This window comes from Paenibacillus sp. 2TAB26 (assembly GCF_052115145.1).
Lineage (GTDB): Bacteria > Bacillota > Bacilli > Paenibacillales > Paenibacillaceae > Pristimantibacillus.
In genome coordinates this window covers 151,712-174,032 of the sequence record NZ_JBFRGC010000001.1, presented here as the reverse complement: position 1 = coordinate 174,032, position 22,321 = coordinate 151,712, and the positions used below count along the sequence as shown (strand labels likewise).

General features: G+C 45.5%; 26 protein-coding genes and 1 riboswitch. Of the genes, 4 read left to right on the top strand and 22 right to left on the bottom strand.

Going from position 1 to position 22,321, the window contains the following annotated elements:
- Positions 1–26 precede the first annotated feature (26 nt).
- The 6 genes from AB4Z50_RS00770 to spoIIR all read right to left on the bottom strand — a co-directional run bounded on the left by AB4Z50_RS00770 (position 27) and on the right by spoIIR (position 4,725).
- A complete protein-coding gene (locus AB4Z50_RS00770; protein WP_441874682.1) occupies positions 27–632 on the bottom strand; it encodes a TIGR01440 family protein in 606 nt (201 codons plus the stop codon).
- Positions 633–648: 16 nt separating this feature from the next.
- Entirely contained in the window at positions 649–1,107 is a 459-nt protein-coding gene (gene rpiB, locus AB4Z50_RS00765) for a ribose 5-phosphate isomerase B (protein WP_076266268.1), read from the bottom strand.
- A gap of 98 nt (positions 1,108–1,205) precedes the next feature.
- Positions 1,206–1,286: riboswitch (ZMP/ZTP riboswitch) on the bottom strand.
- A gap of 83 nt (positions 1,287–1,369) precedes the next feature.
- Positions 1,370–1,948 (bottom strand): low molecular weight protein arginine phosphatase, encoded by a 579-nt coding sequence (locus tag AB4Z50_RS00760; RefSeq protein WP_076266269.1) that lies wholly within the window; start codon positions 1,946–1,948, stop codon positions 1,370–1,372.
- Positions 1,949–2,090: 142 nt separating this feature from the next.
- A complete protein-coding gene (locus AB4Z50_RS00755; protein ID WP_441874681.1) occupies positions 2,091–2,651 on the bottom strand; it encodes a manganese efflux pump MntP in 561 nt (186 codons plus the stop codon).
- Between the two features lie 123 nt (positions 2,652–2,774).
- Positions 2,775–3,836 (bottom strand): L-threonylcarbamoyladenylate synthase, encoded by a 1,062-nt coding sequence (locus AB4Z50_RS00750; RefSeq protein ID WP_441874680.1) that lies wholly within the window; start codon positions 3,834–3,836, stop codon positions 2,775–2,777.
- Between the two features lie 124 nt (positions 3,837–3,960).
- Positions 3,961–4,725 (bottom strand): stage II sporulation protein R, encoded by a 765-nt coding sequence (gene spoIIR / locus AB4Z50_RS00745; protein WP_441874679.1) that lies wholly within the window; start codon positions 4,723–4,725, stop codon positions 3,961–3,963.
- A gap of 184 nt (positions 4,726–4,909) precedes the next feature.
- Here spoIIR and AB4Z50_RS00740 point away from each other — a divergent pair, with 184 nt between their 5' ends.
- Together AB4Z50_RS00740 and AB4Z50_RS00735 are read left to right on the top strand one after the other, a co-directional pair.
- Positions 4,910–5,782, top strand: a complete 873-nt coding sequence (locus AB4Z50_RS00740) for an RNA polymerase sigma-70 factor (RefSeq protein ID WP_441874678.1) — start codon at positions 4,910–4,912, stop codon at positions 5,780–5,782.
- Between the two features lie 170 nt (positions 5,783–5,952).
- A complete protein-coding gene (locus AB4Z50_RS00735; RefSeq protein WP_441874677.1) occupies positions 5,953–6,390 on the top strand; it encodes a carboxymuconolactone decarboxylase family protein in 438 nt (145 codons plus the stop codon).
- Positions 6,391–7,266: 876 nt separating this feature from the next.
- On the opposite strand, the gene prmC is transcribed toward AB4Z50_RS00735, so the two are convergent.
- The 3 genes from prmC to ychF all read right to left on the bottom strand — a co-directional run bounded on the left by prmC (position 7,267) and on the right by ychF (position 10,867).
- A complete protein-coding gene (prmC, locus tag AB4Z50_RS00730; RefSeq protein ID WP_441874676.1) occupies positions 7,267–8,217 on the bottom strand; it encodes a peptide chain release factor N(5)-glutamine methyltransferase in 951 nt (316 codons plus the stop codon).
- Positions 8,218–8,456: 239 nt separating this feature from the next.
- Entirely contained in the window at positions 8,457–9,527 is a 1,071-nt protein-coding gene (gene prfA, locus AB4Z50_RS00725) for a peptide chain release factor 1 (protein ID WP_076266276.1), read from the bottom strand.
- 239 nt (positions 9,528–9,766) lie between these two features.
- Entirely contained in the window at positions 9,767–10,867 is a 1,101-nt protein-coding gene (gene ychF / locus AB4Z50_RS00720; RefSeq protein WP_076266277.1) for a redox-regulated ATPase YchF, read from the bottom strand.
- Between the two features lie 351 nt (positions 10,868–11,218).
- Between ychF and AB4Z50_RS00715 the strand changes: the two genes are divergently transcribed.
- Entirely contained in the window at positions 11,219–11,362 is a 144-nt protein-coding gene (locus AB4Z50_RS00715) for a hypothetical protein (protein WP_179089742.1), read from the top strand.
- 93 nt (positions 11,363–11,455) lie between these two features.
- Here AB4Z50_RS00715 and AB4Z50_RS00710 read toward each other — a convergent pair whose 3' ends face one another.
- The 7 genes from AB4Z50_RS00710 to AB4Z50_RS00680 form a co-directional block, all read right to left on the bottom strand.
- Complete coding sequence (locus AB4Z50_RS00710) at positions 11,456–13,840, bottom strand: YcdB/YcdC domain-containing protein (RefSeq protein ID WP_441874675.1); 2,385 nt, start codon at positions 13,838–13,840, stop codon at positions 11,456–11,458.
- Between the two features lie 139 nt (positions 13,841–13,979).
- Positions 13,980–15,242: a phospholipid carrier-dependent glycosyltransferase gene (locus AB4Z50_RS00705; protein ID WP_441874674.1), complete on the bottom strand. Its 1,263-nt coding sequence runs from the start codon at positions 15,240–15,242 to the stop codon at positions 13,980–13,982.
- A gap of 32 nt (positions 15,243–15,274) precedes the next feature.
- Positions 15,275–15,619, bottom strand: a complete 345-nt coding sequence (locus AB4Z50_RS00700) for an EamA family transporter (protein ID WP_339205425.1) — start codon at positions 15,617–15,619, stop codon at positions 15,275–15,277.
- Positions 15,619–15,963 (bottom strand): DUF2304 domain-containing protein, encoded by a 345-nt coding sequence (locus AB4Z50_RS00695; protein WP_054025487.1) that lies wholly within the window; start codon positions 15,961–15,963, stop codon positions 15,619–15,621. Before AB4Z50_RS00695 ends, AB4Z50_RS00700 begins: the two co-directional genes overlap by 1 nt.
- Positions 15,964–16,014: 51 nt before the next feature.
- On the bottom strand, positions 16,015–16,797 hold the full coding sequence (locus AB4Z50_RS00690) for a glycosyltransferase family 2 protein (protein ID WP_339205426.1): 783 nt from the start codon (positions 16,795–16,797) through the stop codon (positions 16,015–16,017).
- A 284-nt stretch (positions 16,798–17,081) separates the two neighbouring features.
- Positions 17,082–17,393: a thioredoxin gene (trxA, locus tag AB4Z50_RS00685; RefSeq protein ID WP_054025488.1), complete on the bottom strand. Its 312-nt coding sequence runs from the start codon at positions 17,391–17,393 to the stop codon at positions 17,082–17,084.
- Positions 17,394–17,466: 73 nt separating this feature from the next.
- Positions 17,467–17,886 (bottom strand): RrF2 family transcriptional regulator, encoded by a 420-nt coding sequence (locus AB4Z50_RS00680; RefSeq protein WP_076266281.1) that lies wholly within the window; start codon positions 17,884–17,886, stop codon positions 17,467–17,469.
- Between the two features lie 303 nt (positions 17,887–18,189).
- Here AB4Z50_RS00680 and AB4Z50_RS00675 point away from each other — a divergent pair, with 303 nt between their 5' ends.
- Entirely contained in the window at positions 18,190–18,399 is a 210-nt protein-coding gene (locus AB4Z50_RS00675; protein ID WP_441874673.1) for a hypothetical protein, read from the top strand.
- Between the two features lie 66 nt (positions 18,400–18,465).
- Here the strand turns inward: AB4Z50_RS00675 and AB4Z50_RS00670 are convergent, their stop codons facing one another.
- The 6 genes from AB4Z50_RS00670 to hisC form a co-directional block, all read right to left on the bottom strand.
- Positions 18,466–19,143 carry a protein kinase family protein gene (locus tag AB4Z50_RS00670; RefSeq protein WP_076266283.1) on the bottom strand — a complete coding sequence of 226 codons (678 nt, stop codon included), beginning with the start codon at positions 19,141–19,143 and terminating at the stop codon, positions 18,466–18,468.
- Between the two features lie 129 nt (positions 19,144–19,272).
- Positions 19,273–19,596, bottom strand: coding sequence for a DMT family transporter (locus AB4Z50_RS00665; protein ID WP_076266284.1), 324 nt, complete (start codon positions 19,594–19,596; stop codon positions 19,273–19,275).
- A gap of 1 nt (position 19,597) precedes the next feature.
- Positions 19,598–20,035, bottom strand: a complete 438-nt coding sequence (locus AB4Z50_RS00660) for a DMT family transporter (RefSeq protein ID WP_305953866.1) — start codon at positions 20,033–20,035, stop codon at positions 19,598–19,600.
- Positions 19,987–20,592 (bottom strand): TetR/AcrR family transcriptional regulator, encoded by a 606-nt coding sequence (locus AB4Z50_RS00655; RefSeq protein ID WP_441874672.1) that lies wholly within the window; start codon positions 20,590–20,592, stop codon positions 19,987–19,989. The genes AB4Z50_RS00660 and AB4Z50_RS00655 overlap by 49 nt, the downstream gene beginning before the upstream one ends.
- Positions 20,593–20,749: 157 nt before the next feature.
- A complete protein-coding gene (locus AB4Z50_RS00650; protein ID WP_339205429.1) occupies positions 20,750–21,145 on the bottom strand; it encodes a hypothetical protein in 396 nt (131 codons plus the stop codon).
- A gap of 41 nt (positions 21,146–21,186) precedes the next feature.
- Positions 21,187–22,248: a histidinol-phosphate transaminase gene (gene hisC, locus AB4Z50_RS00645; RefSeq protein WP_441874671.1), complete on the bottom strand. Its 1,062-nt coding sequence runs from the start codon at positions 22,246–22,248 to the stop codon at positions 21,187–21,189.
- Positions 22,249–22,321 lie beyond the last annotated feature (73 nt).

The window sequence follows — 22,321 nt, the reverse complement described above, 5'->3', positions numbered from 1 at the left end:
ATCAAAATATTATAGCTATTAATCAACTATTCGCAAGTTCCAGCAGATTGCTCCGCCGTTAGATTCTCGCTAAGCTCGTATACTGCTCGGGAGCCGCCTATTAACTTTGGCCTAGTGATAGCCATCGTGACATGAGCTCCGCCAATTTCACGAATCGTCGGACGAACGGGAACAGCCACCCGCTTCAAATGCATACCGATAAACGTATCACCAATATCGATGCCCGCATGCGCCTGCACCGTTTCCACCAAACAAGGTTCCTTCAGCTGGCGATAGGCATAAGCTGCCATGGATCCGCCCGCTTTAGGCACTGGCACTGCACCTACAATATCAAGCCCCAATCGTTCTGCGGAAGCTTGATCGATGACAAGCGCGCGATTCAGATGCTCACAGCATTGATAAACGGGAATAAAGCCAACTTCGCTGCGAACCGCTTCAACGCCTGCGTAAATTTGTGCAGCCGTTTCAATGGTGCCCGAAGTCCCGATGCGATGACCAAGAACCTCACTAGTACTTACACCGATTACTAGCAGCTGACTCATACCAAGCTTGCCTGCCGCTGCCAGTTCCCGAACAATTTGCTTAACCTGTTCTGCAATGCTTCCTAGCTGTACGTTTTCGTCTACGTTCATTGCGAATGCCCCCTAATTAGGACTGGCTGCTGTACTGTTCTTCAATTTGTTTCACTTTACTAACACGACCGACATGACGTTCTCCATTTGAGAACGGCGTTTCAAGCCATATGCGAATAATTTCGAGTGCCACTCCAGGACCGATCACTCGTTCCCCAAGCGCCAAAACATTAGTATCATTATGCTCCCGAGTTGCTTTGGCTGAGAACATATCATTCACAAGCGCACAGCGGATGCCGCGTACTTTATTAGCCGCAATCGACATGCCGATACCTGTTCCACAAATGAGTATACCTCGCTCTGCTTTGCCGCTCGTAACAAGGTCGCATACGGGCAATGCATAGTCCGGATAATCGACGGATTGGTCACAGTTGCAACCAAGATCTTCAATTTCATGACCAAGCGATTGAAGAAACGGTACAACTTCATCCTTCAAACGATAACCTGCATGGTCAGCACCAATAGCAATTTTCAACGCAAAAGACCTCCTTAGAAATGAAACATCACAGTGCTAGTATACCTATTTTTGCCCAAAAAGACGAAAAAAGAGCAAGACATGCTTATTAGCATGCTGCTCTTTGCCCAGGCGACCGGCCGTATATTCCGATGCTCCACCGTGGTTACCCACTTCCGTCGCCAGTTACATCGGAAACCGTATATTGTCATTTTATTATATCTTATACAGCTACAAAAATCAATCGAATGGGAGTAAAAATGACTTCTGCAACCCTGAATACTTATCTTTTGGCAAGCTTGTCCAGCAGCTTGACGAGCGCGTCCTCAATTTCGTTAGCACTGCTGCTGTATATAGCAAGCGAGCCTCCGAAAGGATCAACGATGTCAAAGCTCGGTATGCGACGCTCCAGCTCAAGCAATCGTCTTCTCTCGCCGGTCGTCAGCTGTTGGCCAAGCGCCTGCTTCATATGAAGCTCTGTATAAAGCTGCTCCAGCTCCTCAATATCCGCGAGCACTTGTGCGTCTTGATTTGCATATTCCTTTAACGTATAGATTTTGTCAACCGCTTCGGGATGCCATTGCAGCAAACCACGCTTATGATTGACCGTCATTGTCAAAATAATATCAGCCCAACCAACCGCCTCGCTCGTCAGCGCCAGCGACGTGCTCTTGTGCTCGATGTCCCGCTGCCTAAGAGTCTCCACAGCATGAGCCGACACGGGCAGTCCGTCAATTGTAGATATGCCTGCGGAGCGAACGGCTACGGTGATCCCTCTTAGAGCAGCCATTCGGCGAAGCATAGCCTCTGCCATCGGTGAGCGGCATGTATTGCCTGTACATACAAATAAAATACGTTTCACACTGCCAACTCCTTTTTGCACGTTATTCCAAGCTGTTCAACGATTAAGCGAAAACACCTGCAGCGTTCCTTAGATGCTAAAGCAGCTTTGACTTGAAATTTAAAATAAGACTGCAATATTGTTCTGCTTTCTTACTTATATTCTAAAAGATAAACAAGATGCCGAACACGAACAAAATTCCTCCGCCTATGGCCTCGCCATATTCGCCAAGTTGACCGCTGACTTTACGCCCCAGCATTAAACCACATATCGACATCAGCCCGCCGAGCAGACCGATAAGTAAAACCGTCATCAACATGTTTGCAGCGAACATCCCAAGCGTAATGCCTACTGAGAACGAGTCGATACTGACGCTAAGCGAAAGCACGAGCAAGCCCCAAAAAGATTTATGGTCAAAAGATTGAACCGCCTCGCCGCGCAGCGAGCTATAAATCATATGTCCGCCGAGCAGCACTAGCAAAATGCCTGCCGCAGTCGTGGCTACATCTCCAAGCAAGGAGCCCACGTATTGACCTGTAAAAATACCTGCCAGCGGCATGATCATATGAAACAACGCAATTACAATGCCAAGCTTCAAAACATCTCGCAGCCTTATGCCTTTGAGCCCTATTCCGAGTCCCAGAGAAAATGCGTCTAGACTGAGTGCCACCGCAATAATAAGCAGCGTCAAAAACTGTCCAGCTTGTAATTGTGCTTCAATCACAGCCTATCTCCCCCATGTCCGCTTGTAGTCTTTACCAAACATATGCGGACATGAGGACAAACATACTAGTGCGGTTTCAAGCTAATTTTGTTTCAAAAATGATCGTTCCCCTTACAGTGCTTTCTATACACGAATAATTCGGTTTCCAGCCGCTTTGGCCAACCGATTCATAAGCGCTGCGCCGATCCCATGCTCCGTGCAGGCCTCTGCCCAAATACGCTGAGCGCCTGCCCCGTCAAAATCACGCAATGCGGCATAAAGCTGGTGTGCTGCTGTGCCAAGCTCCGCCTCGCTTCCTAATGAGAAAACATGATCTGCATCGTAGCGATTCAATCTCTCTTCGAAAGCAAGTACGCCAGTTACCTCGCCGCGCTTCTTTGCAGCTTCTACTTGATCTTGAATGTAAGCTGCGACAGCTTCAAAATGGCCTTGCACAAGCTCAAGCTCCCCTTGTGGCGCATAATGAGTATATTTCATGCCTGGTGATCGCGGAGCCGACTCCGGTTCTTCTATCGAGGCACTATCAATCAACGCATGGGGTGCCGCTTCTTGAAGCGCTTCGCGCGTAATGCCGCCTGGCCGTAAAATACGAATGCCATGCTCGCCAGCAAGCTCAATTACAGTAGATTCCAGGCCGACGCCTGTTGCACCGTCATCAACAAGACCATCGATTCGCCCATCCAAATCCTCCAGCACATGCTCAGCAAGTGTTGGGCTTGGCCTTCCAGAACGATTGGCACTTGGTGCAGCAATTGGACAATCTGCGATCTCAAGCAGCGCAAGCGCTGTTCTATGATCCGGTATTCGAATACCAACGGTAGACAGTCCAGCCGTTACGAGCGGCGATAACGCATCCTCACGAACGGGCAGTACAATGGTAAGTGGCCCTGGCCAAAACTGTTCCATCAACGATGAAGCCAGCTCCGAATACGGCAGCACCAGCTCATCTAACTGCTTGCGACCCGCAATATGCACAATGAGAGGGTTGTCCGATGGACGTCCCTTTGCGGTGAATATCCGCTCAACCGCCGCCGAGCTGCGAGCATCCGCGCCAAGCCCATAAACCGTCTCCGTAGGGAAAGCAATAATACCGCCTTCTCTTAATTGGCTGGCAGCTTCCGATAATTGTTCGCGCAGCTGAGAATCATGAGCCTGCTTTACGCGCCATACATTTGTTTTAGTCATCTCTATCCTTCAATCCTTGCTCTTAATTGAAATTGTTCATTCATTCGTTATTATAGCATAAGCACCCGCAAACAAGCAGAAACGACAACTGCACCTTTACATTCAAAGGTGCAGCTGTCGTTTCTTATGAAAACAGTGATTTAATCCAATTGATAAAAGATTCGATCATTTCCCAAATAAAAAATTTTGCTTCCGGCGCTTCGCCTTGGGAAGGAGTATCTGCTGGAGCTGCTGCTAAGGAAGCTGTCTTAGCCGCTGCACTATTCGGTTTCACAACTGATGCTTGCTCTGTCTCTGTTCCAGCTGCTGCTGATGCTTCACCGCTTACAGCATCGATAAAACATAACGGCGGGAACAATACACACCACCAATTTTGTCCGCCGCCTTCGCCAAGTGTAATACGAAGGGCTTCATAGTCGCCAGCAGGGTAAACTTGATTGCCGTACATTTTTGTCGGGAACGGTACCATTCCAAGCTCTGCGGATGAGCCATATTCAAAGCCGCGGCTCTTGAGCACTTCTGCTGTAATGCGTTCAATTTCAGGCATATTGGCGAGAATCGTCTGACGTGCTTCCTCAATCGTCTGAGGTCCCGTCACCCAGCTATTCATCGCTTTAACGATTTCATCCCGGACAAGACGTTTCACGACTTGATCAGCAGGATTATCGGAATTGGCTAAAATACGAAGGCGAATGGCTTCCTGCGGAATTTCTCCGCCTGCAACCGCAGCATCCATTTGCTGAGCTTCCCAGCTCATAATTAAAATGATAAGTGCAAAAATTATAAAACCATATGATTTGCGATAAACAAATTTATTAGCCTTACCCGAATTAGAATGAGCGGATTTAGAAATATTGGAATAGGAATGAATAGAATAATGGCTGGACATATAACACAAGCTCCTCTCGTCGCACCCGTCAGTGCGTCTGCTTGCGTTCCGGAACGTATCTATCCGTCATTATGTCCGTTAAGCTTAATATATAAACCTATCAATCTATCTATTTTTTATCTTATCGCAGACGCTCTTCTAGCAAGTTATACTATTTTCAATAAATGAGAAGGATGGATGAAGAATGGATTTCCAAAATACTTATGCAGCGTATCGACCGCTGCTCCATTCCATTGCTTATCGGATGCTTGGCACATTCAGCGAGGCCGAGGATTTGGTCCAGGATGTGTTTGCAGACTACAGCCTTTTGGACCCTAGTGAAATTAAAAATGAGAAGGCCTATCTCGTTCGAATGCTCACTAACCGCTCGATCAATCTCAGCCAATCCGCTCGCAAAAGAAAAGAAGTATATGTTGGACAGTGGCTGCCCGAACCAGACGTCAGCACCGTAAAACAAGACCCTGCTGAAATTTATGCGGAGCATGAAGAGATTTCCTACGCGCTGCTTGTCATGCTTGAGCAGCTCACAGCCGTTGAGCGGGCTGTGTTTATTTTAAGAGAATCGCTTCAATACGATTATGAGGATATTGCTTCATGCTTACATAAAACGACAGCAAACTGTCGTAAAATATACAGCCGAGCCAAAGAGAAGCTTCAGGAAGATAGGTCGATGCTTCCCATGAACACGGATAAAGCCGAGACCCTCGCTGTTGCCTTCATGGAAGCAGCTTCCTCTGGAAATTTCGAGAAGTTGATTTCTCTTTTGTCCGAAGAAGCGATACTTGTCTCCGATGGAGGAGGCAAGGTACGTGCAGCTATTTTCGCTATTATTAGCAGAGAAAGAGTCATCGCCTTTTTGAAGGGTGTTATTCCGAAGACCTTCTTGGGAGATGGCCATCAATTCGCTGACGTGAACGGACAAGCTGGTGTCATCGTTAACCAAGCCGGTATGCCAAGAAGTGTGATCAGCTTTCGGCTCGATGAGGAAGGGCAGAAGGTTGAGCGGATTTATGTCATGTTGAACCCTGATAAGCTGAAGAATGTTCGGATCGAATGACCATTTAAAAATTTACGAACCGCCAATTTCGAACACCGGATGACTAAACAAGGACGACTAAACAAGGACGACTAAATAAAAAATTTTTTAATCTTCTGTCACAACCGATAACCGTGTTTTGTCTTAGAGGATGAAAGCAAATAATTAGAACATAGAGGAGAATGAGGAACATGACAGAAAGAGTCCAAATAGCTAAAGAAATACCTGGAGCATATCAGGCAATGAGCGGATTGGAAAAATACCTAGGCACTACGAGCATCGATAAACAGCTGCTAGAATTGATTAAAATTCGCGCATCGCAAATAAATGGCTGTGCATTCTGCATTAATATGCACACGAAGGACGCTAGAAGCTTGGGCGAGACTGAGCAGCGGATTTATGCATTGAGCGCTTGGCGCGATACGCCTTACTTTACGAAGGAGGAGCGAGCGGTACTCGCTTTGACGGAGGCTGTCACAGTCATTACGAAGGAGCATGTACCTGATGCGGTATATGAAGAGGTTGCCCGATATTTCGAGAGCAAACAAGTTGGCGAAATTATTATGGCTATTATTACGATCAACGGGTGGAACCGTCTTGCGATAAGCACCGGTATGATGCCGGAATAAGTGTGAGCGGCTAAAATCGAAAAAAAAGCGCTAAGTGATGGGTTACAGCGGAAATGGATCTAGAAGGTAGGCTTATGTTTGCTCATAGTCTACAGAAAAGCGCTAAATGATGCTTTCCAGTGAAAATAGGTCTAGAATATAGGCTTATTTCCGTCAAAGGAGCCGTTTTCTCGAAAATAGATCTAGAATTTAGGCTTATTTTTGCGAATCACATACAAAAAAGCGGTAAATGATGCTTTAGAGCGAAAATAAGTCTAAAAAGTAGGCTTATGTTTGCTCGTAGCCTACAGAAAAGCGCTAAATGATGCGTTTCAGCGAAAATAAGTCTAGAATATAGGTTTATTTCCGTCAAAGTAACTCCCTTCTGGAAAATAGAGCTAGAATGTAGGCTTATTTTCGTCAAAGGAGCCGTTTTCTCGAAAATAGGGCTAGAAAGTAGGCTTATTTTTGCTCATGAGCTACAAAAAAGCGGTAAATGATGTGTTTGAGCGAAAATAAGTCTAAAAAGTAGGCCTATTTCCGTCAAAGGAGCCCTATTCTCGAAAATAGAGCTAGAAAGTAGGCTTATGTTTGCTCATGAACTACAAAAAAGCACTAAATGATGCGTTCCAGTGAAAATAAGACTAAAAAGTAGGCTTATTTTCGTCAAAGGAGCTGTTTTCTCGAAAATAGAGCTAGAAAGTAAGCTTATTTTTGCTCATGAGCTATAAAAAAGCGGTAAATGATGTGTTCCAGCGAAAATAAATCTAGGCAATAGATTTATTTTGCTGAGCCCAGTCAGGCTGCTGCTTGAAAATGGCTGCTTTAAATGAAATAGAGGCTTTCCCAAAGTAGATAAATCTACTTTTGGGGAAGCCTCTTTTGCTGCAAGCGAAGTTAACTCCTCGTTGCAATAACATGGCGCTCGATTCCAGCGTAGTCACTGATGATTCGAATGTCGTCCCATTGCGACATTTCGCGCATCATGTCGGCAACGATGCGAGGCTGGCCCATGCCGAGCTCGAATGCGACGATGCGAGGCATCTGCGCGAGCAGCGGAAGCTGCTCCAGCATGCGCCGGTACGGGATCAACCCGTCCGGCCCGCCTTCCAGCGCGAGATGCGGCTCATAGTCGCGAACTTCGCGCTGCAGCTCTAACATATCCGCCGCCGGTATATACGGCGGATTGGATACAAGCACGTCGATGCGAAGCTCGCCGTGCTGCAGTTCACCCTGCTCATGCCCATGTACAAATGGCATGAGCAGGTCGCCCTGCACGAATGTCAACCGATCCGCCGCTTCATGGCGGATCGCGTTCGTGCGGGCGACTGCCAGCGCGTCCAGCGATAGATCGGACGCGCATACGCGCCATGCGTGACGCTGCGAAGCTAGCGTCACGGCAATGGCGCCGCTGCCTGTGCCGACGTCGACAATCGTCGGCGGCTGCATATCCCCTGCAATCAGCGCAGGGGGCCAAATAAGATCAGCTGCTTCAAGCACAGCCTCGACGAGCAGCTCTGTTTCCGGACGCGGAATGAGCACAGCAGGCGAGACTGTAAATGGCCGCCCATAAAACCATTGCTCACCTATAATATATTGAACAGGCTCCCCAGCAGCCTTACGACGTATGAGGCTTTCCCATTCTGCTAACCGCTCTGCAGGAAATAACTCACTGCCATCACGCAGCAATGCCGCTCGATCCATATTCAGCAAATGCATGAGCAGAAGCTCTGCATTGTTGCGCGGCTCTTCCACCGCTTCCGATTGCAAAATCGCTGTCGCTTGCATGCAAGCTTGCCGCAATGTTAATGGCGCAACAAACCATTGCTCCTCCGAATGCTTGCTCATTCCTGAATCGCCCTTCCCACTTTAAAGTATCTTCCTTCTCCTTCATGCAGCAACTATAGCCACTCTTTTGCTATTACTGCCTCACAGCTAACAGTACATTTGACTATAATTCACTGCCATGTCCAATCTATTTATGTGTTCCACACAACCACATGCTTTGCCTTCGCTTCCCCAAACCGAACAAAACGCCAGACCGCTGATTGCTTATTGTAAGCAACCAGCGACCCAGCGCAAATTTGTTAAGCCATTTCACGTTCCATAAGATCAGCTTGCTCTGCAATCGTCAGCGAGGAAATAACCTCTGTCAAATCGCCGTTCATCACTGAATCCAGCTTATGAAGCGTTAATCCGATACGGTGATCCGTTACACGGCTTTGCGGGAAATTGTATGTGCGAATACGTTCGCTGCGATCTCCCGTTCCAACCTTGCTCTTACGCTCGCCCGCATACTTTGCTTCTTCCTCTTGACGGCGAACATCAGAGATACGTGCACGAAGCACGGCAAGTGCCTTCGCTTTGTTCTCATTCTGTGATTTACCATCTTGGCAAGTCGCCATAATGCCGGTTGGAACGTGCAATACACGTACCGCGGATTTCGTCGTATTAACGGATTGACCGCCCGCTCCACTGGAGCAGAACGTATCCACGCGAATATCCTTGTCGAAAATTTCAATCTCCACATCTTCAACCTCAGGCATAACAGCTACCGTAGATGTTGATGTATGAATACGGCCGCCTGATTCCGTTACTGGAATCCGTTGTACGCGATGAGCGCCGCTTTCGAATTTCATCTTGCTGTACGCGCCTTTGCCCGTAATCATAAAGATTACCTCTTTAAATCCGCCAACGTCGTTCTCGCTGAAATCCATTAGCTCTACACGCCAGCCTTGTGCATCAGCAAACTTTGTATACATACGATATAACTCATATGCGAACAATGCTGCTTCGTCTCCGCCAGCCGCACCGCGAATTTCGACAATAACGTTCTTGTCATCATTAGGGTCCTTCGGCAATAGAACGATACGAATTTGCTCATCAAGCTCAGCTTGGCGTTTGCTCAATTCGTCGATTTCCATTTTAACCATTTCACGCATTTCGTCATCGAGTTTCTCAGCTTGCATCAGCTTAGCGTCGTCCAGCTGCTCGGTAACTTGTTTATATTCCGTAAAGGCATCATATGCCTCTTGTAAATCCGACTGCTCCTTGGAAAGCTCTCTAAGCCGCTTGGGATCACTGGATACATCTGGATCACACAATAGCTCACTCAGCTTCTCATACCGGTCTGCGAGTGCTTGTAAACGGTCAAACACGATCATTCACCTCTGTTTATTCCATTAGGATAATGTTCATTATACCATATCATCGAGTTTCTATCGACTGCTGGTTTCGATTTACAGCCAGCTAATCATGCCCATTTTTACGAACCGCTTCAATCTTCATATGCCAGGCAACCGCCATTGGTTACTGAGCATCCAGCATGAATCCTGTTTGCAACAAAACCCTGTAAGCGCAAAGCTGCACTTACAGGGCTCTATTATTCCCCTAATATTTACACGTTAAAACGGAAATGGATAACATCGCCGTCACGAACGACATATTCTTTGCCCTCAAGACGAACTTGCCCCTTCTCACGAGCCGCTACCATCGAACCCGCAGCTGCAAGATCTGTAAAGGAAACAACCTCAGCACGAATGAATCCACGTTCGAAATCGGTATGAATAACGCCAGCCGCCTGCGGCGCTTTTGTTCCACTGCGAATCGTCCATGCGCGAACCTCTTGTACACCGGCTGTGAAGTAAGTGTATAGACCAAGAAGCTTGTAAGCTGCACTGATCAAACGGTTCAAGCCCGACTCCGACATGCCAAGCTCCTCAAGGAACATTTCTTTGTCTTCGCCTTCAAGCTCAGCAATCTCAGCTTCAACCTTCGCGCTGATTGGCACAACTTCAGCACCTTCAGCAGCTGCAAATTCGCGTACTTTTTGTACGTACTCATTGCCGTCTGAATTTGAAACTTCGTCTTCACTCACGTTAGCGGCATACAAAACCGTCTTCATTGTCAGCAAATGCAAATCACGAACAAGCAGCTTCTCATCATCGCTCAGCTCTAGGCTGCGAGCAGGCTTATCGTTGTACAATGCTTCCTTGATGCGTTCAAGCACTTCGATTTCCTGAGCAACTTTTTTGTCTCCGCCCTTAAGGTTTTTACGGGAGCGTTCAATCTTTTTATCAACCGAATCAATATCCGCCAAAATAAGCTCCAAATTAATCGTTTGAATATCGCTAATTGGATCTACCTTGCCAGATACATGCGTAATGTTGTCATCTTGGAAGCAGCGAACCACATGAACAATGGCGTCTACCTCACGGATATGCGCCAAAAATTTATTTCCCAAGCCTTCGCCTTTGCTTGCACCAGCAACCAATCCGGCAATATCTACAAACTCAAACGCTGTAGGCACGATGCTCTTAGGAACAACAAGCTCAACCAGCTTGTCCAAACGCTCATCCGGTACTTCAACAACACCAACGTTAGGATCTATTGTACAAAAAGGATAATTGGCAGATTCTGCTCCTGCTTGCGTAATTGCGTTAAACAATGTTGATTTGCCGACGTTGGGCAAACCTACTATTCCTGCTTTCAATGCCATGCTATAAGACACCCCTATTTTCCCGAAAGTAAACAACTCCAGCTATTATACCCCAGCGTCACCTACTTTGAAAGTGCCATCCGTTAAGCCTAAACGGCATTTGATGGCTTCCTTGGCAAATGAAGACGGTTTTCTGATCGATAAAAGCATTGTAAGTTGTGAAAACCTATAAAACCCTGCATTTGAACAGCCGTTTGTTTTTAACCCGTTTTATACCCCTAAACGGTATTGTATTTGTGCCTCGCCGTAAGATAGTCATTTCTGAGAATGATAAGCCGCGCTGCGGAAATACTATGTTGGCGCTGGCTTAAGCTGTGCACACAAGCACCTAAAATTTGAGGAGGCAAGCTTATGGAAAATCAGACTCATAAGGGTAATTACAAAGGAACGACGAATATGAAAGCCAAAAATCAAGATATGGCATTCGTAAATGATACCATTGAGGATACAAAATCTGTAACAAATTTTACCTCGAAAAAGAAGAAAACGGATTAAAGGATAACTTCCGAGCCCTTATCTATAAAAAACCTGGGTTCTGCAAGCGTATCATCCACTTGTAGAATCCAGGTTTCTTGTATTAAGAATACATTACATCCGAAGCGGCGCTTCTTGCAGCTCTGCGCGCGATTGAAGGTAACGGAAAAACGCTACCGATGCTTCGCCTCGCGTCACTTGTTTCTTAGGCAAAAACTTGCCATCCGATAAGCTCATAATTTTGAGACCTACAACAATGGCTGCCTGCCCCTTATTCTGGATCTGATCCGAGTCTTTAAACGAGGCTTTAAAAATATGATCGTAATTCGCAAGCGCATTATAACCAAGTGCTCGCACGATCAGCTCCGCCATCTCATCACGGGATACTTTACCGCTAGGGTTAAAGGAGCCATCCCCAACATCTATCAAATTTTGTTCCAATGCACTTTCAACATAAACGAAATAGCTGGAATCCGCAGCTACATCATTAAATGAGGCTTTACCACCAAGCCGATTACTGAAGGACATCGAGAGCGGCGATACTCCGCTGCTGCGCGCTAGTACCAGCATTTTAATCAGCTCTCCGCGTGTAACCGCCTCATTAGGACGCACAAGACCATCTTTCACATCAAGCGCTTTGTATGCAACCATTAGTTCAAGCTGACGCTGTGCAAAGTGTCCATCAATATCCTTAGCCTTCGGCTTCTCGAGCTGCGTGACATCACCTGTTTCCCGATTTCGCCAGCCGCCCGTCACTGCATCGAGGAACACCGACTCATCCATAAGCTTAGGCACTAATTGGTAAACTAGTTCTGCTTCTGTCTTTCTATCCACTTCGTCGCCTCTTATTTCACCTGAAGCAATCATCAGCTTATATTTCTCAATTGGAATAGGCTGCCCGTTCCATTTGAAGCTTTGCACAAGCCGATACGTAAGCTGTGTTCGGTAATAATTCAGCCAGTTGTCAACAGCCTGCTCCTTCTTAATCAAGGCAGGAGCCTCAGCTGGATATTCAAAGTTCGACAAATTAGCATCGTAATTTACAACTTCCCCAGTGCTTGAATGAATCGACAAGTTAATGTTGTCATATTCAACCACTGCGCCATAGATTTTGTGTACAAAATTGAAATAGTATTGACTAGGTTGCCCTGCGACAATCCCCTCATATTGCTTCGGATCAGGTTTGACCAAATATAGCTCATCCGTTAGCCATGGCAGACGTTTCTTAATCGCTTCTACCGCTGCTGTTGACGCTTGCTCTAGCGTCACCTTTGTCCCGCCTGATTGACTTTGTTCGTTATACATATACGTATTGAAATGGCGAACCTCTCCAGTGCGACCGTTAACGGAAGCTGAAGCTGAGCCCACTTCCTTGCCATCCTTTTTCACTGTCCAATTCAGCTGCCAATAGGCTTCGGTTTCACCCGTGCTCTCATTACTATTTTCACTGTAGTTGGAACCATTAAGCTCCACCCCTGCCGGCAGCGCAAAAGCAGCTTTTACCGCATCTATCGCTTGCTTCTCGGTAACTGCCCCCGCCTTAGGCTTTTCACCTAAAGGTTTCTCGGATATAGGAGTTTCCGATATCGTTCCCGCTCTAAAATAATTGTCTCTCGACTGATCCTTTAACTGGCCAGTCACCGCATCGATCGATATAGGCTGAAGCTCGTAACTAAGCAAAGGTTTCCTTTTCCCCTGCATATTGTAAGGCACGATATAAGCTAACAGTGGAGCTGCTGCTGCTCTCAGCTTTTCATTTGCTTCTGCTGCCGACAGCTTTGCATCTACTTTTGGGAAAATAATTGTATCATCCCATTGCAAGGAAAATCTTCGGACATGCCCCTCACTATCCACTTCAAGCTCTATGTAGTTATCTACATAGGGTATGTCATTCACCAACCGATCATAACGAATGGAATGCACAACCTCACCCGTTAGCGGTGGACGCAGTTGAACACCATAGTCAGGATTGTACTGAATTTGTCCTTTATAATCAGCTGCGATTTTATCTATGAATTGGAGCGCAATCTGCTGAGCGGCATCACGTTCAACCTTAAGCGGATACGTTGGTTTGGCAGATGGGTTATCGGTATAAGAGTTGAACTCCAGAAGCTGACCTTTATCCGCATGAATACGAACGTAGATGCTTCCCAGGTGCTTGCCGTTCACCTTTTTCACGAAATCCAGTCCCCAAGCATTGCGTTTGCCGCTAGCCATCACTTCCATATTAAGACTAGCCCCTTGGAGGACATACTCCTTCGGAATGCTTACATACTGTCTCGCTAGTGCTTCCGCTTTCTCTTTCGTTATTGCTACATCAACTGGAGCTGCAAATCCTTCTTTCATGATGTCTCCTTCCGACGATGGCACGGCATTTGCTGCTGCATTCGTCACTGCTGGCTTGTTTGAGCTTTCAGCAAATGCCGTTGCTGGCAACATACTCATAAGCATCGCTGTTGATAGCACTACCGCAAGCCTCTTTCGATGATTGATCCTCACTGCTTCACCCTCCAATGCTTTTCCAATTTATTCATAAATTAGACGCGCCATACATTGCGGAAGTTGCACAATAAGCGAAAAAAGACTGCCCAAGGCGCTTGTCCTTTAGGCAGTCTTTTACAATATACAGTTAAAGCTGCTACGCCGTTTTTCTACGTTCAATATATGCCCATATTTTTTGCAAAATATAAATACCGAGCCAAGAGAACAATATAATAAACAGGGGCATAACGGTAAAGTTATATCGATATTCCGGTACGAACACAAGCCTAATCATCGTCATGACGAAGATGACCACCGCCAGCATGGCTGCAGGATGTCTCCATCTCCATATAAGCGCAAGCAGAGGAATAATCGTGCTGTATATAATCAGTACATGTAAGTATGCTACCTTCGGATAGGCATGGTACATAGGAGAATGACCTGAGCCGAAGAACATATGCGTATAAGTATATTTAAGCTTTCCTACCGTATACCATTTTACATATTTCCAGGTTTGCTGCGTGAAACCGGCCTTGATGCGCGCCCATGCAACCTCATCCTGCGTCAATCCCGTTGGATCAACGATCTTGTCTGTATAATCTTTATTCGGATAAGTACCCGCTTTGAACGGATTGGACTGAGAAGCAGTCAATACAAATTCATTTAATGAAACGACATTTCTTACCCACCAAGGAAGCATCGTAGCCGATAAGCATAGTCCAGTAATAACACCCATTAATAGAACTTTTTTGAAAATAGCCCATTTGGATATAACCTCGGTCTGCACACCCGATTTCTTCTTGAACCATTTCTGCAGCAAAAACACTCCGTACAAAGGAACAAAAATCGGTAAAAATTCCGCCCTAACAAGTACTGTCAGGCCTAACAAGATTCCCGCTAACGCAGCATCACGCTTTCGTTCGGTACGAAAGGCATATAACTGCATAGACAGATAGGCCATTAAGAGAAATAATGCGAGCGTTTCTGTGAGAACTGCTCCATTTGCCCAAATGAAGGGATGATAAATTGCACTAATAAAAAACGCTACAATTGCCACCCATTTGTTTCTTGTTGCCTGCATCGCAATCATATAAATGATAATGAGTGTAGCCATGCTAATTAACACCTGTACCCAGCGAATAAGAGGGAACGGCTCTACGCCGATTTGATCAGCCGCCAAATACATACCCGTCATAAAAAGTGGATAACCCGGTGTTACCCTTGCATTTGAGACCTCTTCCTTGTAGGCGTAAATGCCTTCATCAAGCAACCGGTGCACCATCTCATCGTAATACTTCGAATCATGTGAAATGTTATGTTTGACCGATGTAAGAAAATCAACCCTCAGCCACAAGGCAAGCATAAAAATAAGAACGATCGCTATCGTCCATGCTTTGTTTTTCCTAACCCATTCCACCACGTAAATTGATCCTCCCCAATGTTGAAAGCGGCTTATTTCCAAGCGAGTACAATTACACCCGCCAAAATAATAGCTGCGCCTATCCAACGCTGCAGCGGTACCGATTCGTTAAATATAAATACAGCTGCAACCAGCGCTATTACATAAGCCAAGCTTTGCAGCGGATAGGCAAGGCTAAGCGGCAGCTTCTTGAGTACGTACAACCAAAGAACGGTAGCAATTCCGTACAAAACAAGTCCTGACCATATATGAGGCGACCACAATAACGATACCCATGTGTCGCCTTTCGCCGTATCCATTTTGTTCATTCCTGTTTTCCACAATAACTGGCCAGAAACAAGCAGCAAAATATTAAGAAACAATATGATATATGCCATTATGAATCCGACCTTTTGCGCTCATGCAGCTCGTGATGTAAAATTCCAAGCTCTTGTGTAAGACGAATAACCTTCTCCGACAATTTGGATACAATGACTGTAAGATGCAAAATAAGCATAATACAAAATAAAATTCCGACTAGAAAAAGCAATGCCGGCGCATAAGCGATACCAATCGCGTGGGCCAGCGTATCAATAATCTGGACGCGTACGGACAATATCAGCATTACTACACCAAACAACAACCAGAGCATAGAATACTGCTCACGGAGCAACCTCCGGTTAATCAACATAATCAGCACGAACAAAAAAACCACACTTGTGATAATCCACAAGGCTTGCATGGTGTATCCTCCTTAAAGTTTGCAGAGCAAACTCTCATCGTAAGCATTTTTCTAAGATTGAACCTCGACTGGCTTCGTTGCTTTCAAGCTGCGAATGAATAGCGACAATGTTACCTTAACCATATAATAAACCGAACGCATCGCATTTATTGATGACGTACCGCCTGTACGTGCTTCCATTACGACTGCTACCTCGCTTGTACGCAATCCGCTGCGATGAATGAGCACGATGGAATCCACTTCTGGATAGTCTGTCGCATAATCGCTTTGGAATACAGCAATCGCACGTTTATTTGCAGCGCGAAACCCTGAGGTAACGTCCAGCACACGTTTGCGTGTCATTGCAGTAACAATAGTAGATAAAATCTTGATACCGACTCTGCGCGTTGCAGAGGACAAGAAGCCGGTTTGTTCAATAAAACGTGAACCAATCGCCAAATCCGCTTTCCCGCTAAGCACGGGGTCCAAAATCAAATGAAGCTGCTCCGCCTTATGCTGACCGTCACCATCCACTTGAACGGCAACATCATAGTCATAGCGGTGGGCATAACGATATCCCGTCTGCATAGCTCCGCCGATGCCCAAATTGGTCGGAAGTGTAATAACAGAAGCACCATTCGCTTCAGCTACTTCACGTGTACGGTCTTTGGAGCCATCATTAATGACCAGAATATGAGCAGATGGGCAATGTGTCTTCACATCATGTATCACATGGCTTATGCTATGCTCTTCATTATAAGCCGGAATAATGATCAAAATTTTTGAAGATGTCATACCTTGCCGCAGGGACTCTCCGGTAACCGTTTTGTCCTTTTTCGTACTGACTGCGTTCACTACATCACCACTCCATAAATCAAAGTTAGGGTACGCTGCTGCGTACAATTATTTTTAATTCTACTAACTAAATTAGTATAAAGCAACAGATAAGGTTGGTATAAACGCTTATTATTTCCTTAACATTTGCTTAATTAGGTCGAATTTTACATTCACACTTAGTACCTTTTATACCAATATTATCTTATTAAAAATGAGAGTTTCCAGAAAAAAAATATCGCCTGACACCAGTTACTCACTGATACCAGACGATATTAAGACGGTTATTTATTACAAAATGTTGCTTACATTTGGCCGGAAATTTTTGCTTTCAAAGCATCTTTGGATTGTACGCCAACCATTTTGTCAACGGGTTGACCGTCTTTGAACAAAATCAATGTTGGGATACTCATAACGCCGAATTGTGAAGCAAGTTCTGGCTGCTCGTCAACGTTAATTTTAGCAATTACTGCTTGGCCTTCCAGCTCAGCGGAAAGCTCCTCAACGATTGGTAGCTGCATTTTGCAAGGTCCACACCAAGGTGCCCAGAAATCTACAAGGGAAACGCCGTTTTGAATGGACTCGTTAAAGTTTTCTTTCGTCAATGCTACTGCCATTTCAATCATCCTCTCCAAACAATGTGTATGATAAAGGGAATACCCGTCTCACCGTTAAATGAAACATCATTTGCTAACCGCATGCGTGAATTTGCTTCAACACATCCTGAATCGTAATCGCGCTAAAATGACTTTCCAGCTGCTTCTCCGCTGTACAAAATATGCCGAACATCACTTGATTCATATTCGACCCAACAACACAATCCATCTCTGGGTTGCCCGAGCACCAGCTCGGAATTAGCGAGCCTTGTGCCATCACGCGATAGATATCGGCAAGTGTTACCACATTAGGGTCAATCGTCAGCCTATAGCCGCCTCCTGAGCCTTCACGGGTATCAACATATCCACTGCGGCGCAAACCACCCATTACCTTGCGAACACGAGCAGAATGTGTGCCGACATTCTCGGCGATCATATCACTGCTAGCCATTCTTTCCGGTAAATAAGCCAAGTAAACGAGACTGTGTACGGCAATCGTAAATTCGCTGTTCACTGTTTAAGGGCCTCCCTGCTTTATACTGTAATTTTATCCGTTACAGTTAAGTTTGTCAATAGGTCAGGTCGCCATCTCACTTTCTTAGGATACGGCAGGAGCAATCACGTTATTCCCCAACAGATTTTGGATTAAAGGCAAATGTTTTTTTGGGTTTTCTGTCATGTTTGAAGGCTTCTGCTGAATAAATATGAAAGGTGCATCCTTAATTGATTTGAACGTATAAGAAGACATTCAAATCCAATGGGCACATGGCTTCCTACACTAGTTTTACATTGTAAAACTTTAAGGAGGTGACGCATAATGGCGTTATTTTGGAATCGATGGATAGTCATTCGTACGGAAGGGGGTTCTAGATCGGAGCTCATAGACCGATTGGAAGCTCATTTCAAAACAAATGGTTTGAAAACCAAAATCACCATTGAGGGCAATTCCTTGAAACGGATTCATGTGCTTAAAAAGGATGCCGATCTCGCCAAGACGCTGCTGGACGCGTTTGACGAGGAACATTAAGATGTGCGGCAAAGCTTTGCCAAGCAGCGGCACCCTTGCAGGGCRGCCGCTGCTTGTGCTGCTTCCCTAGGACGAGCGTCCCACTACGGATGAATTCCTCATAAAACGATAGCCCTTACGGACGCCGTTCAGCACCCATTCGGGAACCGGAATCGGTTTTTTGGATAGAAAAGGCATGTAAATACGATTGTAGGCTTTCTTCAAATCATCCCACATCGTGCACGGCTCTTCCTTCAAAAAATCTGAAATATCAAGCACGATGCCTCTTCCATCCTTAATCATTACATTTTTTCCATGCACATCATGCGGGAACAAACCACGGGATCTTGCATACTCCAGCGCTTGATCAATATCTTCTATCGCCTTTTTTGGTATTGCTGCTCCATCAATGATGCACTGATATAAGGTCTTTCCCTTTAATCGCTTTAAAATCAAATAATAATGGCCTTTATATTCTCCGGCATGATAACAAGTTGAAAAGGCAGGATGCGTGCCAATTCGCCGGTAAACCTCGCATTCACTCTCCCAGCCGTCGCGGCCTGGCGCATAAACCTTCACAGCTATATCCGAATAATCCTGATGTGTAAATACGCCAGCGTAATTGCCCGCCCCAAGCAGTCTCCAACCGCGCGGCGTCTCCGCTACTCGGATTGGATTTGTGGGGTCAACGCTATCAAGCACAAGCTCCGAGAGCAATGACTGCTCCATAAGAGCAATAAACGTATTCAGCTGCTTCTCCTCCATAGTAAGTACTCCTCTTCTCCCTATCTACATACATGCTTTCCTTTCATTGTAAGACCAGGAGCTGCAAAAATAAAGACCGCACCAAAAAGCTTTACAGCCCTTTTGTACGGTCTCGCTTCAAACTTGATCCTAATGGCCTCCACTTACTACTTTCAGCCCGATAACGCCTGAGATAATCATAGAGAGAAACAACATCTTGCGCCAATTTCTCGACTCTCCAAAAATGACCATACCCAGCACTACGCTGCCTATCGAGCCGATTCCGGTCCATATCCCATATGCCGTACTAATTGGAATCGTCTGTAACGCTTTAGATAAGAAGAAAAAGCTCACGAAACCAGCGCCAATCGCCCCTACCGTTCCCTTCCAGCGCTTAAAGCCATCAGAGAGCTTCATGAAAGTAACACCGGCGACCTCGCCGAAGCCTGATATGATTAAAAAGACCCATGCCATTTTATGAACCCACCTTATCTTGTTCTATGTTGGTTACAGCCTTTGGTGCTTTGTCAGGAGCTGGCTTGTCATTTGACACAAGCTTAAGTCCAACTATGCCCCCTACAAGCAATGCGATAAAGAACAAACGCCAAAAATCAGCCGGCTCATTCAGTATAATAATACCTGCGAGAACAGTGCCTACTGTTCCAATTCCCGTAAACATTGCATAGGCAACGCCAATCTCTATCGTACGCATTGCGCGAGCAAACAGCATAAAGCTTATGACAAGCAGCACCACTGTTATTATGCTTGGCACAAGCACTGTAAAGCCCTCCGAATATTTGAGGCCAAACGTCCAGCCTACCTCAAGAAACCCCGCTAATAATAAAAAGACCCATTGCATTTTTTTCAATCCTCTCTCGCTGTCATCGTCCAAATCTGCCATAATGATTGCCACACCATTTGCTTCCTTTTCTCAAGCAGCTCTTTTCCATATATTTGATTCTCAACAAGGATGCCATCTACACATACATAAAAGGTAGCAATTAACCGTTCCGTCTCTTCCAGGTTAAACAACCCTTGTGACGCTCCCTTTTCCAGCACGCTAATAATTCCCTTGTTCAGTTCATACTCATAGCGCAATAAATCTTGATTGAGCTGTTCGCGCAAATGGCGCGGCGGTACAAGCATCGTTTTTTTCAAGAAAGCTTGACCTGTCGTTAAATGAGTGAGATCGGTAAAAAAAGTAAACAGTCGATGTACTTGCTCCTTAATCGGCGCCTGTTCCATATCTTGAAGAAGCTCTATAAACTGATTATGCTCTTCAACAATCATTTCCTGAATGAGCTGCAAGAACAGTTGTTCTTTTGATTTATAATGTGCATATATGGACGGCGTCTTAATGCCCACTGCCTTAGCAATTTCTGACAAGGATGCCCCCTCATAGCCTGATTCTGCAAACATCGTCAGCGCCGCCAGCTTTATTCGTTCCGACGTTGTTAATTCAGAACTCATGTCATTCCCTCCGATCCGCTTTCGTTCCCCTGCCTAACGAACGTTAGTTTTTACAAATTTTAAAATGAAATTATCATTTAGTCAAGATGAAAATAACTATCATCAAATAAAGCCATGCATGCTCCCCCTTCATTGGAGATCATACATGGCTTTATTGTTATTGCTTTGAGGCTTGGCTATATTTCTTCCAAAGGGTAGATCCTCCATTAAAGATCATGCCGAGTGTAATGCCAAGCAGCGTAACGATAACGTTCAAAATAAGGCAGTAAACAAGCAGCAGTCCAAAATCGACCGTATTGTCCGAAAGAGGAAGCACTTGGCTTAGTATAAATGCGAGAAGCACGCTAAACGGGATCCAGAACAAAAATATGAAGATCGGAAAGTACCAATGCTGATTTCGAAAAAACTTTACGATCGGCAAAGCGAACGCAATAATCATAATCATGCAAATGATGTAGCTCTGCTCCACAATCCCACTATAATAATAAGCTGTATATAGAAACACATTGCTCACTGCAGCATAGATGGCACTTAAAACTAGTACCAACCGCATCGACCGCCGAAACAACAATTGCTCCTTCGTAACCTCTTCCATTACTCGCCTACGATTTCTTGGAGTGCCCGAATAAAGGCATCCATTTCTTCATCCGTTCCGATGCTCACCCGCAAATATTCATTAATCCGAGGTTGATCGAAATACCGGACCAGCACGCCCTTATCGCGCAGCTGCACAAAAATGTCCTTAGCTGCTATCGTTTTATGCGAAATGAAGACGAAGTTTGCCTTCGAGTCTGTTGCAGCAAAGCCGAGCTCCTTCACCTGCTCCGTTACACGTTCTCGTGTAGCAATGACCTTCTCCGTCGTATCTCGGAAATAAGCGTCATCCTCAAGAGCAGCAATGGCGCCTGCCAAAGCAAGCCGATCCATCGTATAGGAATTAAATGAATTTTTGATTCGATTCAATCCATCAATCAACTCCTCGCTGCCAAAAGCAAAACCAACGCGAAGGCCAGCGAGCGAACGGGATTTCGAGAGTGTTTGAACGACAAGCAAATTCGGATAGTCGTGAATAAGCTCCACTGCTGATTGTCCGCCGAAGTCAATGTACGCCTCATCGATGATAACAACCTGATCGGGATTGCTTGCAAGCAATGTACGAATATCATCGAGCGGAAGCAATTGAGCCGTTGGCGCATTTGGGTTTGGTATGATGATGCCACCGTTGTCCGAATGGAAAGCTTCGACTTGAACGATAAATTGCTCGTCCAATGCGATAAGCTCTGTTTGCAAGCCATATAACTTCGCATACACCTTATAGAAGCTGTAAGTAATATCAGGGAACAGTACCGTCTTAGCCGGATCAAAAAAAGCTGCGAACGCAAAAGCTAAAATTTCATCAGAACCGTTGCCCGCAAACACTTGCTCTGCTCGCAATCCGTAATAGGAGGCAGCTGCTTTCACGAGCCCCTCGCAAGTAGGATCAGGATATAGCCGCAGATCAGCATTAGCTGCTCCTTTGATCGCATCAATTACCTTCGGAGATGGCGGGTACGGATTCTCATTCGTATTCAGTTTGATATACGTCTTATCCTTAGGCTGCTCGCCTGGAACATACGGCACCAGTGAAGCAGTGAGCGGACTCCAATATTTACTCAATGACAATTCTTCCTTTCGTAATCGATATTTCTATCGCTTCTTTTCAATTATTTTAACATTAAAAGATTTGTTA

What these genes read in the sequence shown, in the direction of transcription:
- AB4Z50_RS00770 (WP_441874682.1), bottom strand. Translation starts at nt 632, where the DNA reads ATGAACGTAGACGAAAACGTACAGCTAGGAAGCATTGCAGAACAGGTT.
- AB4Z50_RS00750 (WP_441874680.1), bottom strand. Translation starts at nt 3,836, where the DNA reads ATGACTAAAACAAATGTATGGCGCGTAAAGCAGGCTCATGATTCTCAG.
- spoIIR (WP_441874679.1), bottom strand. Translation starts at nt 4,725, where the DNA reads ATGTCCAGCCATTATTCTATTCATTCCTATTCCAATATTTCTAAATCC.
- AB4Z50_RS00740 (WP_441874678.1), top strand. Translation starts at nt 4,910, where the DNA reads ATGGATTTCCAAAATACTTATGCAGCGTATCGACCGCTGCTCCATTCC.
- AB4Z50_RS00735 (WP_441874677.1), top strand. Translation starts at nt 5,953, where the DNA reads ATGACAGAAAGAGTCCAAATAGCTAAAGAAATACCTGGAGCATATCAG.
- prmC (WP_441874676.1), bottom strand. Translation starts at nt 8,217, where the DNA reads ATGAGCAAGCATTCGGAGGAGCAATGGTTTGTTGCGCCATTAACATTG.
- ychF (WP_076266277.1), bottom strand. Translation starts at nt 10,867, where the DNA reads ATGGCATTGAAAGCAGGAATAGTAGGTTTGCCCAACGTCGGCAAATCA.
- AB4Z50_RS00715 (WP_179089742.1), top strand. Translation starts at nt 11,219, where the DNA reads ATGGAAAATCAGACTCATAAGGGTAATTACAAAGGAACGACGAATATG.
- AB4Z50_RS00700 (WP_339205425.1), bottom strand. Translation starts at nt 15,619, where the DNA reads ATGGCATATATCATATTGTTTCTTAATATTTTGCTGCTTGTTTCTGGC.
- AB4Z50_RS00695 (WP_054025487.1), bottom strand. Translation starts at nt 15,963, where the DNA reads ATGCAAGCCTTGTGGATTATCACAAGTGTGGTTTTTTTGTTCGTGCTG.
- trxA (WP_054025488.1), bottom strand. Translation starts at nt 17,393, where the DNA reads ATGGCAGTAGCATTGACGAAAGAAAACTTTAACGAGTCCATTCAAAAC.
- AB4Z50_RS00675 (WP_441874673.1), top strand. Translation starts at nt 18,190, where the DNA reads ATGGCGTTATTTTGGAATCGATGGATAGTCATTCGTACGGAAGGGGGT.
- AB4Z50_RS00670 (WP_076266283.1), bottom strand. Translation starts at nt 19,143, where the DNA reads ATGGAGGAGAAGCAGCTGAATACGTTTATTGCTCTTATGGAGCAGTCA.
- AB4Z50_RS00665 (WP_076266284.1), bottom strand. Translation starts at nt 19,596, where the DNA reads ATGGCATGGGTCTTTTTAATCATATCAGGCTTCGGCGAGGTCGCCGGT.
- AB4Z50_RS00655 (WP_441874672.1), bottom strand. Translation starts at nt 20,592, where the DNA reads ATGAGTTCTGAATTAACAACGTCGGAACGAATAAAGCTGGCGGCGCTG.
- AB4Z50_RS00650 (WP_339205429.1), bottom strand. Translation starts at nt 21,145, where the DNA reads ATGCGGTTGGTACTAGTTTTAAGTGCCATCTATGCTGCAGTGAGCAAT.